General features: G+C 65.5%; 15 protein-coding genes. All 15 read right to left on the minus strand.

Features of this window, described 5'->3' with window-relative positions; translation table 11 throughout:
* Nucleotides 1-31: 31 nt before the first annotated feature.
* Nucleotides 32-1,312 carry an enterobactin transporter EntS gene (gene entS / locus EYW45_RS18780; protein ID WP_161136935.1) on the minus strand — a complete coding sequence of 427 codons (1,281 nt, stop codon included), beginning with the start codon at nucleotides 1,310-1,312 and terminating at the stop codon, nucleotides 32-34.
* Complete coding sequence (locus tag EYW45_RS18785) at nucleotides 1,302-5,303, minus strand: non-ribosomal peptide synthetase (protein ID WP_161136936.1); 4,002 nt, start codon at nucleotides 5,301-5,303, stop codon at nucleotides 1,302-1,304. The genes entS and EYW45_RS18785 overlap by 11 nt, the downstream gene beginning before the upstream one ends.
* The gene (locus EYW45_RS18790; protein ID WP_235939109.1) at nucleotides 5,300-5,584 is read right to left on the minus strand and encodes a phosphopantetheine-binding protein; all 285 of its coding nucleotides are present in this window, start codon (nucleotides 5,582-5,584) and stop codon (nucleotides 5,300-5,302) included. The genes EYW45_RS18785 and EYW45_RS18790 overlap by 4 nt, the downstream gene beginning before the upstream one ends.
* The gene (locus EYW45_RS18795) at nucleotides 5,581-7,227 is read right to left on the minus strand and encodes a (2,3-dihydroxybenzoyl)adenylate synthase (RefSeq protein ID WP_161136937.1); all 1,647 of its coding nucleotides are present in this window, start codon (nucleotides 7,225-7,227) and stop codon (nucleotides 5,581-5,583) included. Before EYW45_RS18795 ends, EYW45_RS18790 begins: the two co-directional genes overlap by 4 nt.
* 1 nt (nucleotide 7,228) lies before the next feature.
* A complete protein-coding gene (locus tag EYW45_RS18800) occupies nucleotides 7,229-7,957 on the minus strand; it encodes a 4'-phosphopantetheinyl transferase family protein (protein WP_161136938.1) in 729 nt (242 codons plus the stop codon).
* Nucleotides 7,957-8,697: an ABC transporter ATP-binding protein gene (locus tag EYW45_RS18805; RefSeq protein ID WP_161136939.1), complete on the minus strand. Its 741-nt coding sequence runs from the start codon at nucleotides 8,695-8,697 to the stop codon at nucleotides 7,957-7,959. The genes EYW45_RS18800 and EYW45_RS18805 overlap by 1 nt, the downstream gene beginning before the upstream one ends.
* Nucleotides 8,694-9,536 (minus strand): ABC transporter ATP-binding protein, encoded by an 843-nt coding sequence (locus EYW45_RS18810; RefSeq protein WP_161136940.1) that lies wholly within the window; start codon nucleotides 9,534-9,536, stop codon nucleotides 8,694-8,696. The genes EYW45_RS18805 and EYW45_RS18810 overlap by 4 nt, the downstream gene beginning before the upstream one ends.
* A complete protein-coding gene (locus tag EYW45_RS18815) occupies nucleotides 9,533-10,450 on the minus strand; it encodes a branched-chain amino acid ABC transporter permease (protein WP_161136941.1) in 918 nt (305 codons plus the stop codon). Before EYW45_RS18815 ends, EYW45_RS18810 begins: the two co-directional genes overlap by 4 nt.
* Nucleotides 10,447-11,316 (minus strand): branched-chain amino acid ABC transporter permease, encoded by an 870-nt coding sequence (locus EYW45_RS18820; RefSeq protein WP_161136942.1) that lies wholly within the window; start codon nucleotides 11,314-11,316, stop codon nucleotides 10,447-10,449. The genes EYW45_RS18815 and EYW45_RS18820 overlap by 4 nt, the downstream gene beginning before the upstream one ends.
* 3 nt (nucleotides 11,317-11,319) lie before the next feature.
* Nucleotides 11,320-12,528: an ABC transporter substrate-binding protein gene (locus EYW45_RS18825; RefSeq protein ID WP_235939110.1), complete on the minus strand. Its 1,209-nt coding sequence runs from the start codon at nucleotides 12,526-12,528 to the stop codon at nucleotides 11,320-11,322.
* Nucleotides 12,528-13,430, minus strand: coding sequence for an alpha/beta hydrolase (locus tag EYW45_RS18830; protein WP_161136943.1), 903 nt, complete (start codon nucleotides 13,428-13,430; stop codon nucleotides 12,528-12,530). Before EYW45_RS18830 ends, EYW45_RS18825 begins: the two co-directional genes overlap by 1 nt.
* Nucleotides 13,431-13,441: 11 nt before the next feature.
* Nucleotides 13,442-14,713, minus strand: a complete 1,272-nt coding sequence (locus tag EYW45_RS18835) for an ABC transporter substrate-binding protein (protein WP_161136944.1) — start codon at nucleotides 14,711-14,713, stop codon at nucleotides 13,442-13,444.
* Nucleotides 14,714-14,835: 122 nt separating this feature from the next.
* Nucleotides 14,836-15,630 (minus strand): ABC transporter ATP-binding protein, encoded by a 795-nt coding sequence (locus tag EYW45_RS18840; RefSeq protein ID WP_161136945.1) that lies wholly within the window; start codon nucleotides 15,628-15,630, stop codon nucleotides 14,836-14,838.
* A gap of 7 nt (nucleotides 15,631-15,637) precedes the next feature.
* The gene (locus EYW45_RS18845; RefSeq protein WP_161137115.1) at nucleotides 15,638-16,621 is read right to left on the minus strand and encodes a FecCD family ABC transporter permease; all 984 of its coding nucleotides are present in this window, start codon (nucleotides 16,619-16,621) and stop codon (nucleotides 15,638-15,640) included.
* Nucleotides 16,622-16,981: 360 nt separating this feature from the next.
* Nucleotides 16,982-18,151: a YncE family protein gene (locus EYW45_RS18850; RefSeq protein ID WP_235939111.1), complete on the minus strand. Its 1,170-nt coding sequence runs from the start codon at nucleotides 18,149-18,151 to the stop codon at nucleotides 16,982-16,984.
* Nucleotides 18,152-18,180 lie beyond the last annotated feature (29 nt).

Raw genomic sequence — 18,180 nt, forward strand, 5'->3', positions numbered from 1 at the left:
GAGCGCACAAGCGCTGGCGTTGAAGCAGGACTCACGTTGCTTTCTCCTCACGCGCTGATCCCTCAGCGCCCGGCTTGCGTACGCCTTGCAGTTGCGCCGCACGCAATGCGGGCGAGGTGGCGGCCACGGCGCTCACCGCTGCCACGCACGCCACGCCACCGATCAGCAACGCGAGCGGCGGCGAGAGCAGGCGCGCCACGAAACCGACTTGCACATTACCCAGCGCCGGGCCGATCGAGGTCTGCATCATCCAGATGCTCGATACGCGACCCAACAATTCGTCCGGCGTATACCGCTGCACCAATGCACCGCGCAGGATCTTGGAGATCGTGTCGGCCGCGCCCATCAAGGCCAGGCTGATCATCGCCCACCACAACGAGGTGCCCAGGGCCAACAGCACGATCGATACCCCCCACACGAGTACGGCAGCGATCAACACATGGCCCGTCTGCACCACCCGGCGCGTCCAGCCACTGCTCAACGCGGCAAGCGTGGCGCCGATCGCGGGCGCGGCATACAGGAAACCGGCGACTTGCGGCCCGCCACCGAGGATGCGCGTCCCCCATTCCGGCAACAAGGCCAGCGGCGTCGCAAGCACCATGGCGGCCAGATCGATCAGCAGGAGACCGCGCAACAACGCGTTGCTGCGGATGTAGCTCAACCCTTCGATGAAAGATGCGGCGGCACGGATGGACACCTTGCGCGGCGGTGGCGGCAATGGCGGCAGGCGATACAGCAAAAACGGGGTGGCCAACACCCCCACGAGCACGATGGCGTAGCAGAACACGAGTCCAGGCCCGGCGATCAGTGCCCCGGCAAGTGCGGGCCCCACGATGCCACCGATCTGCATCGACAGCCCCCCGAGCGCTGCAGCGGCAGCCAGGCGTTCGCGTCCCACCAGCGCCGGCGTGGCGGCCATCATGGCCGGCACGCTGATGCCGCCCGCCGCCCCGCTGATCATGCCGGCCACGTAGATCAATGCGATCGTGGGCTCGGGCAACAAGGCGTTGACGAAGAACAGCAACACGCCTACCGCGTACGCCGAGCGGGACCACAGCATGAGCGAGCGGCGGTCACGCCGATCCGACAGCACGCCGCCGGCAATCAATGCCAGCACCATCGGCACGGCCATGGCCACATTGAGCGCCGCAACCGCCACCGACGATTGCGTGATCTGAAACAGCTGCAAGCTCGCCGCTACCAGCAGCATGCCGGTGACGAGCACCGTAGCCGTGCGGGCTGCGAACGCGTACCGGAATGCCGGACTGTCGCGCAGCGGACTGATGTCCATGAAGAAAGATTTAGCCGTCATCGTGCAGTGAAGGAGTAAGCGTCGTGGCGCGATCGCACGCGTCCAGGTGCGCCGCCAGCAGCGGCGCAATCAGTGCGGTGGCATCGGCGCCGACCATGTGGGCGTGCACGCTGGGGATCTCGTGAATATCCAATGACGCCACGTACGGCGACCACTGGCGTGGAAAGAGGTTTTCGCCCTCGTGATCGAGCGCGGCGCGGAAATACATCAGATGGCCGGGGTACACCGTGTGATGGTGCGCACGCACCATCGCGTTGTTTTCGGCGACCACACGGAAAACGCCGTCGATCATGTCGTCGGGCAATTCGCCCAGCGGGTGACCGCTGCGGCGGAGAAAATCGACGACGCCGTCGCGCGTCATGGCCAGATCGATCAAACCGGCCGGGTCGTAGCCGGCAATGTGCAGCAGGGCTTTGTAGATCGCGTCGGGCGGCGGCGCCGGCTGGTCGCGCCAGACATCGCAGGGATAGGCGTCGAGCATGGCGAGTGCGCCTACTGGACAACCCCGGCGGTGCAGCTCGGCGGCCATCGCCTGCACGATGATGCCGCCCACCGACCAGCCGGCCAGATGGTAGGGCCCGGCAGGTTGCAACGCGAGCAAGGCGTCGACATACTCGGACGCCATCGCGGCGATGCTCTCCGGTGCGTCGGGGCAGTCGGGATGCAGGCCGCGTGCTTGCAGGCCATACACCGTGCGATCCGGCGAGAGCGCGCGGGCCAGCGCACCGTAGCACCAGCTCAACCCGCCCGCAGGATGCACGCAAAACAACGCCGGACGATCGTCGGGGCCGTGCCGCAGGCCGATCACGGCGCCAAATCCGCCTGCGCTCGCCGCGCGCGCCTGGTCGTCGCCCGCCAATGTGGAGAGCGCATCCAGGTGCTGCGCCATGCGCGAGACCGTGGGATGCTCGAAGACGGCACCCAGGCTGAAGGCATAGCCCCACCGTTGCCGGATGGCCGAGGCCAATTGCGCGGCCAGCAACGAATGCCCGCCGAGCTCGAAGAAGTCATCGTCGGCCCCCTGCACCGCCCCGGCATGGCCGAGGACGGCGGCAAACAGATCGGCGACTGTGCGCTCAGTGGGCGTGGCGGGTGCACGCCCCACACGCACCGTTTGCGGCGGCTGCGGCAAGGCACGCCGGTCCAGCTTGCCATTGGCAGTGATGGGAAGCGCCGGCAAGATCACGAATGCCGCCGGCACCATGTAATCGGGCAAGCGCTGGGTGGCATGGGTGCGCAAGGCATCGCGCGCCAGCACCGCATGATCGTGCGCCACCACATAGGCCACGATGCGATCCTGGCCGGGCTGATCGGTACGCACGATCACGGCCACCTGCGCCACACCGGGCGCGTGGGCCAGTACGGCTTCGATCTCTTCGAGCTCGATGCGTTGACCGCGAATCTTGATCTGGTGATCGGAACGTCCCAGAAACACCAGCGCACCATCGGCGCGCCTGCGGGCCAGATCGCCCGTGACGTACATGCGTGCGCCCGCCTCGCCAAAGGGATCGGCCACGAAGCGCTCGGCCGTCAAATCCGGGCGGCCTAGATAACCCTGTGCCAGTTGCCGGCCCGCGATGTAAAGATGGCCGGCCACGCCCACCGGCAACGGTCGCAGGCAGTCGTCGAGCACATAGAGTGCGGTGTTCCACACGGGATGCCCGATAGGCACCGGCACCGACGGATCGTGCGCAGCCGCAGGCCAGTAGCTCACATCAATGGCCGCTTCGGTCGGCCCGTAAAGGTTATGCAGTTCGGCCGCAAACACTTGGTGAAAGCGATCGCGCACGGCCGCCGGCAAGGCTTCGCCGCTGCAGAACACGCGCTTCATGTGCAGGCCTTTGGCCGACGGTTCGGCCAGGAAGGCCGACAGCATCGACGGCACGAAGTGCAGCGTATCGATGCGCTGCGTGCGCACGATATCGGCAAGCCACGCGGGATCCTTGTGCGCTTCGGGCGGCGCCACCACCAACACGCCGCCGGTAATGAGCGGCAGGAAAAATTCCCACACCGACACATCGAACGTGGCCGGGGTTTTCTGCAGGGTGCGGCAAGCAGGACCGAAGCCGTAATGCTCTGCCATCCACAACAACCGGTTGACGATGGCATCGTGCGCCACCACCACGCCTTTCGGCGCACCGGTCGAGCCGGAGGTGTAGATCACGTACGCGGGATCGCCGGGTTCGGGCACCGTCAACGTCGACGCTGAAGTGGCACGTCCGGCGGCAAGTGCAGCGGCAGGTTCATCGACCGGTGCCGCGGCCAGGATCGTGTCCACGCACAGCGCCGTTTCGGACGGCACGGCATCGCGCACGCTTTGCAAGGTGAGCACGGCGCGCGGCGACGCCGAACCGAGAATGGCAGCCAGCCGATCGCGAGGATGTGCCAGATCGAGCGGCAAATAGGCGGCGCCGGCACGCATGACTGCGACCAGTGCCACCATGAGTTCAAGACTGCGCGGCATGGCGAGCGCAACCACATCGCCACGACGCACGCCCTGCCCGGCCAGTGTGTGCGCCAGCAGGCGGCTGCGTGCGTCGAGCTCGGCATACGTCAAGGCCGATCGCTCGAATACCACAGCATCCGATGCGGCATGTGTGTGCAGCGCCTCGTCGAGCAGCGCGGCCAACGTGGTGCGCGGCACCGCACGCACGTCGCCGTGCGCATCGCGCTGCCACTGCGTCCGCTCTTCGGCCGTCAACGTGGGCACATCGGCCAGGCGTTCGGCGGCCACCGCGTGCTGCAGGAGATCGGCCAATCGCGCCAGATGCGCGTCGACGTCCGATTGGCGATACAACGCGGGATTGGCTTCCACAGCCAGATGGATGTGCTGGCCGGCCGCGTCACCGCGGAACGTCAATGTGAGATCGTCGACGGGACCGGCACACATGACCTGCACGCGCGTGCGCAGTCCGGTCAACGCAGGCGGATTGTCGAACGGCAGTACGTTGATCAGGGGGCCGAACAGGCGGCGCTGCCCGCCCAGCAAACCCAGATCGCGGCGCAGTTGTTCGCTGCGGTAGCGGCCGTGGCGGCGCGCACGGCGCAATGCCCGCGATGTTTCCAGCATGAACGCGTCCATGGGCTGACGCTCGTCCACGTCGATCGCCACCGGCAGCACGTTCATCACCATGGCGGGCACGCGCGCACTCGCACTGCCCAGGCGCCCCATGTAAGGTGCGCCGACCACGGCGCGGGTACGTCCCGTCATGCGGGCGACGTAGACCGCGCACAAGCCCAGCAGAATGTCGGGCCACGAGGCACCCGAACGTTGTGCAAGCACGGCGAGGTGTTCGGCAAAGCGGTCCGGCAACGCCACCCCCGCCTGCAGAAAGCGATGCGCCGTCAGCGGCACGCCTTCAGCCAGCCCGATCGCCGGTTCGCCGCCGGCCAGCGCATCCAGCCAATACGCGCGATCGGCCGCCCGTTTCTCCGAGCCCAGATAGGTGGCGCTTTCCTCCAGAACGTTGGCGAGCGGCGCCAGCGGTGTGCCGGCGGCTTCGCCCGTCACGCGCGAGCGATATAGTTGTGCCACGCGCGCGTCGATGAGCGCCATGCCGTAACCGTCCGCGGCCAGATGATGCACCCGTTGATACCAGATATGCGTGCCGGGTCCGGTGCGCAGCAGCCATTGCGCCGCCATCGGATCGTGCGCGGGATCGGTGGGGCGCTGCATGTCGGCCGCCATCAACGCCTGCGCGCGGGCCTGCGGATCGGCCTCCAGCGACACATCGATCACCTGCAAACGCGGACGCATCGCGGCATCGACCACGCCGTGCGGGACGCCTTCGATTTCAACCACGCGCAGCGCCAGACTGTCGCATTCATCCATTGCCGTATCGACCGCCCACGCGAACGCATCGACATCGAGGTCGCCCTCGATATCGGTGCGCTGTGCCGTATTGAAAATCGGGTTTACCGCATCCAGGCGCTGGGCAAACCACATCCCGGCTTGCGCCTCGGTCAGCGGCGCGGTCGATCCTTGCATCATGCCTGTGAACCACCTTTTGCCGCACGTGCCAGGGCTTGCTCGGCCACGTGCCACCAATGCGCCAGCGTGGGCGTTTCGGCCAGTTCGGAGAATTGCAGATCGACCCCGGCCGAACGCCACTGCGTGACCAGCGCCATGGCTCGGATCGAATCCAGACCCAGATCGATCAGGCTGTCGTGATCGCCCACTTCATCGGGCGCTTCATGCAACACGCGCGCGATGTCGGCCCGCATGCTATCGAGGGTCAATGCCGTCGGGCGATCCTGTGTATTCGCGCTCATGCCTGTTCTCCTTGCTCGGGCGTCGTCAGCCGTGCGCGAAGCGCGGCGCGCAATTCGCGGCGGCTGATCTTGAGTGCGGCCGTCTCGGCGAACTTGTCCACAAACACCACCTGATCCGGCACTTTGAAATCGGCCAGGCCGCGATCGCGTATCCATTGTTTGATCTGCGCGCCGCGCGGCTTCTCGCCCTGCGGAATAATGAAGGCGCAGGTGCGTTCGCCCAGATACTCGTCCGGAATCGATACCACAGCCGCGTCGAACACATTGGGATGGGCCAGCAGATGGTCTTCGATTTCTTCGGCCGAAATCTTTTCGCCGGCGCGGTTGATGTGGTCAGTGGCGCGGCCCTGCACCGACAGATAACCGTCGGCATTGCGTTTGACGATATCGCCGGTGCGATAGAAACCGTCCTCGGTAAACGAGCGGGCGTTTGCCGAGTCGTTGTTGTGGTAACCACGTATGGTGTAAGGCCCGCGTGTGAGCAGATAGCCCGGCTCGCCTTCCGGCACGGGCTGCCCCAGATCGTCGACCACGAGCACCTCGTCGTCGGCGCTGATCGGGCGGCCTTGCGTATTGACGATGACCTCTTCCGGATCGTCCAGGCGGGTGTAGTTCACCAGCCCTTCCGCCATGCCAAACACCTGTTGCAGCGTAATGCCCAGCACCGGGCGCACGCGCCGCGCCACTTCGGGTGCGAGCTTGGCCCCGCCGACCTGCATCACTTTCAAGGAGGACAAGTCGTGTTGGCTATTCGGGCGCGCCTGCAGCCAGACCAACAGCAGCGGCGGCACGAGGCTCGTCATCGTCACGCCTTCACGCTCGATCAACGGAAACGCCGCTTCGGGACTGGGCGACGGGCTCAGCACCACGCGGGCGCCGGCATACAAGGCGCCGAGCACGCCGGGCGAGCTCATCGGATAGTTATGGGCGATCGGCAACGCGGCGAGAAACACACTCTCGGCGTCCATCCCGCAGATCACATCGCTTTCGCGCAAGGTGTAGATATAGTCGTCGTGCGTGCGCGGGATGAGTTTCGATAGGCCCGTGCTGCCACCGGAAATCTGCAGGAACGCCACGTCGGACGGTTTCGGCCCCGCTTCCGCCGGCAAGGGCTGCGCGCGCCCGCGCGCCGCAAGATCGGCGAACCCGGTTTGCCCGTCGCGATCGGGACGGGCCACGAATACCTGCCGCACCGCGGGCAAACGCTGCTGCAACTCGGCGGCGAGCTCCGCATAGTCATATCCTTCGTGACGCCCCGCGATCACGTAGGCACTTGCCTCTGAAGACGACGCAAAATGCGCGATCTCGGTGATGCGATGCGCGGGAAGCGCATACACCGGCAGGATGCCCGCGCGAAAGAGCCCGAACACCACTTCAAAGAACTCGGGAATATTGGGCAGATGCACCACCACGCGATCGCCGGCCACAAGCCCGCTGGCGCGCAAACCGGCAGCCATCTCATTGGCGCGGCGGTCCAGCTCGGCATAGCTCCAGCGCGTGTCGCCGCCCACGATAGCGATTTTGTCCGGATGGGCTTGCGCCCGTTCGCGCAACCAACCGCCGAAAGTTTCGCCGCGCCAATGGCCGGCGGCGCGGTAACGCGCAGCCAAATCGTCAGGCCAGATCTGAGAGACAGGTTTCATTTCATCGAACACATTGAAGATCATGCTTAGCGCGCAACAGTGCATCCGGCGCGCAAAGCGAAAAGGTGAAGGTGGGCACAGCGCAAGGCTGCTGCACGCACACGGTGCCGCAATAGCCTTCCGGCACAGGCAGGCGGGCCATCCATCCGGGCGCTGCAGGAGCGAGGCCGGGCATCGGCGAGATCCGCGCCGTGCCTGCGGAACCGTCAAGCTCGGGCGTGGTGAACCCGGCAGGCATATCGCCCAGCCCCAAGCCCCATGCCTTGAGCAGGGCCTCTTTGGCGGTCCACAGATCGAAGAATGCGCGCGGCCGATCGGTTGCGCCGTCGACCCGCGCTTGCTCGGCGGCGCTGAACACTTGCGCGCCCACCGCCCGATAATCGAGCGGCCGGCACTGCTCAATATCGATCCCGACGGGTGTAGTGGCGAGCGCGATCAGCGCCCAATCGCCCGCGTGCGACACATTGAAATGCAGGTCTGCAAACGCGGCGCCGTCCAAGGCAGGCTTGCCGCGCGCGCCCGTCGAAAATGCCAATGATTGCGGGGCGGCGCCCACACGCGCGGCCAACAGCACGCGCAGCGCGCCGCGTGTGACCACGTAGCGGCGCGCATCGGCCGCTTGCCGCCAGCGGGCTGCGCGGGCCGTCTCCATGGGGGTCAGCACGGCCGCAAAACGCGCCATCGTGGCCGGGTCGACAAGGGTGGGCAACAGGGTGATCGCAGTCGTCATCACACCCCCAACAGACGATGCTGCAGATCGCGATCGGCACGGAGGTCGGCAATCGCGCCGTCGTACGCGACGCGGCCTTGCGCCAGCACCGCCGCGCGGTGTGCCACGCGCAGGCACAGCGACAGGTTCTGTTCGACCAGTACCACCGTCATGCCCTCGGCCGCCAGCCGAGGCAGATGGTGCACGAGCAGATCGTCGACAGCTTTCGGCGACAGCCCTTCGCTCGGCTCGTCGAGCACCAGCAGATCGGCCTGGGTCAGCAACGCGCGCGCCAACGCGAGCATCTGCCGCTCGCCGCCACTCAATGCGCCACTCGCCGCGCGCCGCTTTTCGTAGAGCCTTGGGAAGGCGTCATAGACGCGCGGCAACGTCCAGCGTTCGGGCACGTCGCGCCGCGACAGGGTCGCCAGACGCAGACTTTCGCTCACGCTCAAGGGTGCAAACACGCCGCGTCCCTGCGGCACCAGCCCCACGCCCAGATTGGCGATGCGATGTGTGGGCCAGCCCATTACAGCTTGCCCCTTGACGTGAATCTCGCCGCGCACGCGTGGGCCCAGATTGAAGATGGCGTTAAGCAGCGACGTCTTGCCCACGCCATTGCGGCCCAACAGCGCCAGCACATCGCCTTGCGCGACCGTCAGATCGACGCCGGTGAGAATGTCGGCACCCTCATAAGCCACACTCACGTCGCGCAACTGCAGTGCCGGCGTGCGTCCCAGACGATCGGTCGTGGCCGTCATGCCGCCACCTCCGCCAGCGTTTGTGCCGGCATGCCCAGATAGGCGGCCAGCACCCGTGCATCGCCTCGAATCGCTTCGGGCGTATCGACGGCGATCAGCACGCCCAGGTCGAGCACGGCCACGCGATCGCAGTGGCCGAAAACGATGTCGATATCGTGCGAGACCAGCACGACTGCCGTTTCGGCATGGTGCTGGCGCACCAATGCGAGCAGTCGGGCGCCCTCTTCTTCGGCAAGCCCCGCGGTAGGTTCATCGAGCAACAGCACGCGTGGCGACTGCGCGAGCGCAATCGTCAGATCCACCATGCGTTGTTCGCCATACGACAGATCGGCGGCCAGCGTCTCCGCGCGGGCCGAGAGCCCGGCCTGCGCCAGCAACGCATCGGCGCGGGCATCCGCATCGCGCAGTGCGGCGCCCGCCTGCCACCAGCGGTAGCCGGTGCCGGCCACGGCACGCGCCGCCATTGCCACATTGCGACGCACCGTCATCGAGGGAAACACCAGGCTCTTTTGAAACGTGCGCACGACGCCAAGGTGCGTGCGCGCTTCGGGACCCAAGCGGGAGATATCCTGGCCATCCAGGCGCACCGTGCCGCGGTCGGCCGTCAGAAAGCCGCTCATGATGTTGAACAAGGTGGTCTTGCCCGCGCCATTGGGGCCGATGAGGCCAAGCGTCTGGCCGGCCTGCACGTCCAGATCGATATGCTGCAAGACCGGCACGCCGCCGAACGATTTCTCGATGGCCGCAAGCTGCACGCGCGGCGCCGCGGCCGACGTCGACGGGGCGGCGGTGGCCTTGACGGCGATGGCTGCGGACGGCACGTTTGCGGCAGCGGTCATTCGCGTCTCCTGCGCAACGCCGGCACGATGCCATGGGGCAGGAAAATGACCGTGACGACGAACAGCAACCCGATCATCAACTGCCAGCGGTCGGTGTAGGAACTGAGCTGCGTCTGTGCCAGCAGGTAGAGCGCGGCACCGGCAAAGCCGCCAAACCACGTGCCGATGCCACCCAGCACGGCCATGATCACCAGCGTGGCCGACATGCTCCAGTGCACGGTGTTCGGACCCACGTACTGATTGACGAAAGGAAAGACGGCCCCTGCCGCCCCGGCGACCGCGCCCGACATCAGAAACGCCTGCAGGCGCAGACGGCCCTGGCTGAATCCCAACGCCCGCATCCGCAACGGCTGATCGCGCATGCCCTGCAGCGCCTGACCCAATGGCGCGCGCGCGAAACTGCGCAGCGCGGCCCATCCGATCAACGCGATCAACAACGCCACCGCATACAGCGCCAGCGGGGACGCGAGCGGTACGGGCCCCCATGACAACGCCGGAAAGCCCCGCAAGCCATCGGCGCCGCCAGTGACGTCGCGCCAGCGAAAGACCACTTCCCACACCATCTGCCCACCCACGAGCGTGAGCACCAGGAAAAACAAGCCACTGCTGCGCAGTGTGAGGAGCGCCATCGCCGCAGATATAAGCATGCCTGCCACCATGCCGATCGCGATCACCATGAACACATTTGCGCCCCAGGCCTGCGCGGCGACGGCGGCGCAGTAAGCAGCTGCGCCAAACACGGCGCCATGCCCCAACGACACCAGACCGCCCACCCCGATCAACAGATTCAAACTCATGACGGCCGCACCGACCAACAGGATTTCGGCGGCAAAGCGCAACACGAATCCTTCGCCCGACAACGGCGCTGCCGCGATCAAGGCGACCAGGGCGAGACCCTGCCAGACGCGCGTCATACCTGTCTCGCCTCGCGACCCAGCAAGCCGACGGGCCGCATGACCAGAATCAGGGCCATCAAGCCCAGCGTGACGAAATTGGCGAACTCGGGCACCCACATCCGGCCGAACGTGGTGACGAAACCGATCAAAAGCGCGCTGGCGACCGTGCCGGCAAAGCTGCCCAAGCCACCCACCACGACCACCAGCAACGCCAGCAACAGCACTTCTTCGTCCAGGCCCGGATAGGCCGATAGCATGCCGGCACCGAGCGCGCCGCCCAGCCCACCCAGCCCGGCGGCCAGCACCAGGCCGGCCGTCAACAATTTACGGGTGTCGATGCCAAGGGTTTCGACGATGGCACGATCGACCGTGCACGCGCGAATGGCCGCACCCCACAAGGTTCGATCGATGAGCAGCCACAGCACCAGCGCCAGGATCAGGCCCGCGCCGATGATGAACAAGCGATAGATCGGAAACGGGAAGCCCATGATGAAGGCCACGCCCGACAGCATCTCCGGCAGATCGGGCGTGCGTGTATCCGCACCGAACCCCCATCGCATCAGATCGGCAAACACCACCGATAAGCCGTAGGTCAGCAGCACCTGCATCAAGTGTGTGCGCGGATAGAAACCGCGAAATGGATAACGGTCGAGCAGCCAACCCACCGCGCCGGTGATCACGAATGCCGCCGGAAACGCCAGATACCACGGTGCGCCCGATGCCAGCCACTGAATGCCGATGTAGCTGCCCAGCAGATAGAAGGAACCATGCGTCAAATTGACGAAGTTCATCAGGCTGAGCACCAACGACAAGCCCAAGCCGGTGAGCAAGAGCAGCACCGAAAAGGACAAGGCGTTGAGGATCTGGACGACGGTATAAGCCATGAGTTACTTCGATGCAGCGCCTGGACCAGGATCCTGAATGCCCGGGTAGGTATGCAGAACGGTATTGAACGGCTTGCCGTCGGGGCCCTTTCTCACCTCGTTGATGTAGATGTCGAGGATGGCCTGGTTGTTGCGCGGATCGAAGCGCATGGGGCCGAAGGCCGTATCCACGGGCTTGTCGAGCAACGCCTTCTTGAGCGCATCGCGTTGCGCCACATCGCCGCTGACGGCGTCGATACCGGCCTTGATGACTTGGCCGGCGGTGTAGCCGGACGTGCTGGCCTCACCCGGCAGACGATTGCGCGCCCGGCCATAAGCAGCCACGAACGATGCCGACGCCGGAGCGCCCGGCGATTGATGAAACGCGTTCAAGCCGCCAAGACCCGCGTCGCCGGCAGCCGGCAGCACGTCTTCCTGATCGAACAACGCGCCGGGACCGACGAGCCGGATCTTGTCCTGCAGGCGGAAATCCTTCATCTGCTTCAGGAAGCGCACCGCATCGGCGCCCGGCAGGAAAGCGTAGATGAACTCGGGATTCATCGATGCCACATTCATCAGCATCGGTGCGAAATCGGTGGTGCCCAGCGGCGTCCAGAACTGACGGCCGAGGCTGCCCCCCTGCTTCTGGTATGTCTCGGCAAAGTCGTTGACATACTCGCGGCCCGCAGCGTAGTCGGAGGCCAGCGTGATACCGCCCGACTTCGCCACGTGCTCGTGCGTCCAGAGGGCGGCCGGATGGGCCAGCATCCAGCTCGTCTTGGTGGTGCGGAAGATATAGGGGCTGGCGGCCTCGCGCGCCAATGCGTTGGCGGCGGCATTGATGATGAACGTCAACGTTTTCGACTCGGTGACGATATCGCGGATCGCGAGCGCCACGGCCGCACTGATGACGCCGCAGATCACGTCGACGCGATCCTGCCCCACCAGTTTGCGCACCTTGCGCACTGCTTCGTCGGGCTTGCCGTGATCGTCTTCGATCAGCAACTGCACGGGACGCCCACCCATCTGATTGCCGTTTTCGGCCAGAAACAGTTCCAGCCCGGCCCGCATGCTCTCGCCCAACGACGAAAAGGGGCCGGACAGCGACGTCACCAACGCGATCTTGATCGGCGCATTGGCCGCGCGGGCGAACTGGGGCAGCCCGATCGCAGCAGCGGCGCCCATGCCGCCCAGGATCAAACTCCGGCGCGTGGAAGAAATACGATTCGGCATCAAGAAGGTGTCTCCAACAAATCAGGCTGCAGCCGCGCGGCGTCGATGGCCGCTTGCGTGCAACGTGCAAAATCAATGGCCGGCACGATCGACTGCGCCAGCATGCTGTGGTGTGTGCCGCCCTCGACCGCCTCGAAAACCACGCTCACGTGCGGGATGGCCGCCCAATGCCGCGCCAGCCCATACGTGATCGGCAGCGTGGGCGTGCCCCCCGCGCGCGAAGCCGGCGAACCATCGGGGCCCGCCGCCTGGGCGTGCCACGCCTCGAGCGTGCCCGCCAGCACGAGCACACCGATGCGCGGCGCCGATAACGGGGCGTCACCGTGCGGCAGACGTGCGATCGCGCCATCGTGCCACCACACCGACGGGCTTGCCGCCACGTAGCGCGCGAACGCCGGTGTGCGTTGCGCCTGCACGGCACGCAACACGCACAACGCACCGTAGGAATGGCCATACAACGTCAACCTGCTGCGGTCGATCGGATGACTGGACAGCACCGCCGGCACGATGGTGTCGTTCAGAAGCGCCAGGAAATCATCGGCCCCGCCGTTGCGCCAGGCGGGTTGGCGCGGATCTGCCAAAGGGTCGCACCCCGGAATGGCCGGCGTGTAATCCCAGGCGCGAGCTTCGCGGGCCTGAGCGCCCATGGGCGCATGGCTGATCAGAACGGCCACGACCGGCTCGCCGAGCGCCGGCAAACCAGCAGCCAGCGGCGCCGCAATCAAGTCGCCATCGAGCAAGAACAACGCCGGATAACCTGCAGCCGGCGCCTCGCCCTCGGGCACCGCGACGCTTACTCGGTAGGCGCGCCGCCCATCTGCCGAGCGCCAGTCGCGCACATCGTCGCCCGCGTAGCGCCAAGGCGGACGATCCGTAACCGGGTGAGGCGTTGCGATCGGCATGCCCAGCGCGATCAGCGTCCGGCGCCGGACGTGTCGGCACCCGAAGCGGCACCAGGCGTTGCGCTGCCCACACGCGTTGTGCTGCTCGGCCCGGCGGCGGCATCGCCTGACGAAGGGGTCAGATCCACCATGAAGGCGCCGCGATAAGGCACCGCGGCGAACCGCGTATTGATGTCGTCCAGCGTCGCCTGGGCCGACACATCGGCGAAGGCGACCGGATCGAGCCAACGTGCGAGCGCTTCGATGAAGACCACGTGCAATGGCGAATCGTTGAATCCGTGCCAGATGCCGTGGGCATTACCGGTGCGCACCGCAGAAAGCGCCGCCAACCGCTGACTATCGATCACCGCCTGCAAACTCGCGCGCGCCCGCTCGGGATCGGCATCCATGCCGATCGTCAGACCGGCGCCCGCGCGGCGCGTGGCACCCGTGCCGGTGGCCACGTACACCGCCGGGTTGCGGCTGTTGATGTACTCGAATCCCAGTTGGCCCGTTGCGCCCTTGAGCACATCGGCGCCGATATTGTGGCCGCCGGCCAGCGAAATCATGTCGTTGAACGTACCCACCCCCGGCGAGTTGCAGCAATCGGTGCTGCCGGCGTGCGCGTGCACCAGCACCGGCGGCTTGGCGCGCCCCGCGACCTGCGTGCGGGCGGCGATGCGATCCATGTGCTGGCGATAAAACGCCACGAGGGCCTCGGCCTGCTCTGCGCGGCCCAGCACCTGACCCAGCAGACGAATACTGGGTTCGGTATTCTGCAATGGCCGCATGAAGAAATCGACCACCACGACCGGCACGCCGGCCGCATCGAACTGGCGGATCAACGTGGACGACTGGGGATCCGCGCCCGGCGCGATGCCGGCGAAGGCCGACGTCAAAATCACCAGATCGGGGCGCAACGACAGCGTTTTCTCAACCGAGAACGTATCCGCCGTGTGGCGGCCGACGACGGGGATATTCTCGATCGCCGGGAATTTGGCTTTGTATGCGGCATACTCGTTGGCAAACGAGGTTTTGAACTCATCGGACCAACCGGCCAGGATGCTGACCGGATCCGGGTGAATCAATCCCAACACCGGCAAATAGCGCGCTTGCGCCAACACCACGCGGGTTGCAGGCTTGGGCAATACGACCGTGCGGCCTGACACATCCTGCACCGTGATCGGGCCGGACTGTGCGGCCGGTGCGGCCTGCGCTGCCGCTGCCGACGCAACGCCCGTGCTGCCCACCAGGGCAACAACGGCAAAAACCAGGGGAGTGACGAGACGATGCAGCAGGGACATGAGCGACGAGACGCCAGCGCGAAACGACCGCGCGCGCTCTCTATTAGGGTTAATAATGATATCGATTTTCATTGTAAACACGTATGACGGCGGTAACAAGCCAGCCCGCCCGCGCAAACGTATCAATGGACGTCGGCGTGGAGCCCGTCGATCATGACTTGCGACACGCCAAGCGAGCACGGCTCCACCCGGGCGCGTACCCCGTACACGGCCGCCAGGGTATCGGGGGTGATCACTTCGCCAGGCACGCCCTCGGCGATCAGCTCACCCGATCGAATCATCAGGCAGTGATCGGCATGCTTTAGCGCGATGTTGAGATCGTGCAGCACGATCAACGTGACCAAGCCGTTTTCACGGGTTTCCTGGCGCAGCAGATCCATCACGTGAAACTGGTAATTCAGATCGAGTGCCGAAAGCGGCTCATCGAGCAGCAAAAGCCTGGGCCGCCGAATCAGGGCTTGCGCCAGTCCGACGAGCTGCTTCTGGCCGCCTGACAACTGGTCGAGGTACCTCAGTGCCAGATGGGCAATGCCCAGGCGCTGCAGGAGCGCGTCGACGGCCGCGATATCGCCCTTGCCCGCGCCCGCCACCGCACCGGCGAACGCCGAAGCGTTGGCCGCCACCAGCACCGATTCGAACACCTGCAAATGCACTGCAGCCGGCAGCGTTTGCGGCAGATACACCACCTGGCGCGCACGCGTTTCGAAACTGGCCCGCGTCAGATCGTCGCCGTTCATCACCACATGACCGCCCGCAAGCTTGATGAGCCCCGCCACGGCCTTGAGCAAGGTCGACTTGCCACTGCCATTGGGGCCCAGCAAGGCGGTGACGGTGCCTGTGGCGATCGGCGCTACCGACAGGTCCGCGATGATTTCGCGCGCGCCGTACGCGACCTTGAGATGATTGAGTTGCAGCACGACGAACCTATTGCAGTTGACGCTTGAAGACGACCGCCAGGAAGAACGGAATACCGACCAGCGAGGTCACGATGCCGACCGGGATGATGATGCCGGGCACCATATTCTTGGAGGCGATCGACGCCGCCGACAAAATGACGCCGCCCACGAGCGCGCTGCCCGGCAGGTAAAAGCGGTGATCTTCGCCAAATATACGGCGCGCGATGTGCGGCGCCACCAGGCCCACGAAGCCGATCGTGCCCACGAATGCCACCGCCAGCGCCGACAAGATACTGATCCGCACCAACGCGCGCAATCGCAGTCGGCGCACATCGATACCGAAACTCGCGGCCCGCTCCTCACCCAGGCGCATGGCCGTCAGCCGCCACGAATCGCGCATCGAAAGCGGCAGGATCAGCGCAAACACCAGCAGCAGCACGCCGACCTTGGTCCAATCGGCGCGGCCAAGACTGCCCATGGTCCAGAACACCAGGCCCTGCAGCGCATCGGCACTCGCCACGAACTGGATCAATGAGACCAGTGCGTTGAAGGAAAACACGAGCGCGATGCCGAACAGCACCACGCCGCTGGCATTCATGCCGCCCCATCGCGCCACGAAATGCAGCAGCATGGCCGACATCAACGCAAACACGAAGGCGTTGCCGGCAATGGCCCACGCCACGGGCACGCCCGGAATCGCCAGATCCAGCACGATCACCAGCGATGCCCCGAAGGCGGCTGCCGATGAGATCCCCAACGTAAATGGGCTGGCCAGCGGATTATTCAAAATGGTCTGCATCTCTGCGCCTGCCAGACCCAAGGCCACGCCAACGGCCATCGCCATCAGGGCGTACGGCAATCGGATATTCCAGACGATCACCCGCGTCGTGGCGTCTGCCGCGTCAGGGTTGAAAAGCGTGTGCAGCAGCTCACCCAGCCCCAGACCGGAAGCACCCATCGTGAAATCGAGCAGCATGCAGCCCAGGATGATGGCCGCCAGCAGCCCGACCATCGCCCAGCGGCGGCGGATGATCCGGCGGTAGTGCTCGGGAGAAAACGCCTGGCCGGGCGTGCCGGCGGCGGACGTCGAAGGATTAGGCGTAGACAAGATGATTGACCGGCACGCGTTGTGAGAGATGGCGATGGCGCGTGCGGCTCAGCGCGCGCACGCGACCGCGTCAACCGGTATGGCGACTGCGGCGAAGCAATTCTCAATAGAGAATGATTAACGTTAAGTATCTCATGACTTGATGTGTCCGGGGCAGGCGGGACCGCAGGATCGCAGCCAGAGGGCGTCGCCCATGCGGTGCACGCCACCCCGGCCCCGCATCCAGGCGGCTTCACACCGACATTGCCCCGGACGATGCAATGATCAGTTCGCCAGCGGCACGCGCACAACGCTGTCCAGGCTGCCTTCGCGATAAGACGGGTGATCCTTGTCCATGGCTGCCTTCACCGTCGCAAAGAGCACCTGCCCTGCATCGCCCAGCGCCAAGCTGTTGGGATGAACCGGCAGATCGACCGTGCGCTTGATGGCATAGTTCGTGGCATCGAGGATCGTCAACGCGCCCGTTCCCGATTTGTCGCCGTGTCCTGCGCCTCGATTCGTGACGTAGATCTCCTGCCGCGCCGGATTGAACAGCACGTCGAGTGCACCCTTGCCCAATTGCACCTGCTGGATCGCCTTGCCCGTACGCAGGTCGAACACATACAGGCGATTCGTATTCGAATCGGTCGCGAACAGGCGCTGCGCGTTGGCGTCGAGCGCCAGATTCAGAAGAAAATGCTTTGAGTCACGGGCATTGGTCGTGTCGCCCGTGGTCATACGCTGCACCACGCGGCCTCGGGTGGGATCGATGGCCAGAATCTCGTGGGTACCGCCCTGCCCCACATACAGCCGGTCCGCTTGCGCGTCGTAAGCGGCGCCCGCTGTCCAGCGGCCCAGATTGCTCAACGTATGACGCACCTGACGCGTCTTGCCGTCGACCACCCACACCTTGCCCGCATCGCCCGGGCTCGTCACGAACACCCTGTCGCGGACCTCGTCGACGATCACCTTGCGCGTATGCGGCATATCGCCTTTCGCATCGGCGCGGCCAAGTTGAATCGTACCGATCACCGCTCGCTTGGCGGCGTCGACGACCGTCAACGAGCCATTCAGAGTGTTGCCAATATAAATCGTCTGGGTGCGTCGATTGATACCGACGGCGAACGACCGGCGCGGAATATTCACGGTGTCCTTCACGGCCAGCGTCTGCGCATCCAGGAAATACAGCGTGCCCGACGCGTCCTTCTTAAACGAAGGCGAAGCGGCGACCACCAGCGTATCGGCGTCCAGCGCCTGAATCTCGTACAACCCCAAGCCCACATCCACGCGCTGCACGGCATGCGCGTTCTGGCCTTGCGGATAGAGGGCCGGCGCGGGCGGCGACGGTTGGCGCAGGTCGTCGTGAATCGGCGTCTGGCAGGCGGCAAGCACGAGCGTCAGAGCCACTAATCCAGCGGCACGGCGAGTACGAACGAAGGTCGATTGGGCGATCACGAAGCATCCTTTTGCTTTAATGACGAGAC

The sequence above is a fragment of the Schauerella aestuarii genome (assembly GCF_009866805.1).
Classification (GTDB): Bacteria; Pseudomonadota; Gammaproteobacteria; order Burkholderiales; family Burkholderiaceae_B; genus Schauerella; species Schauerella aestuarii.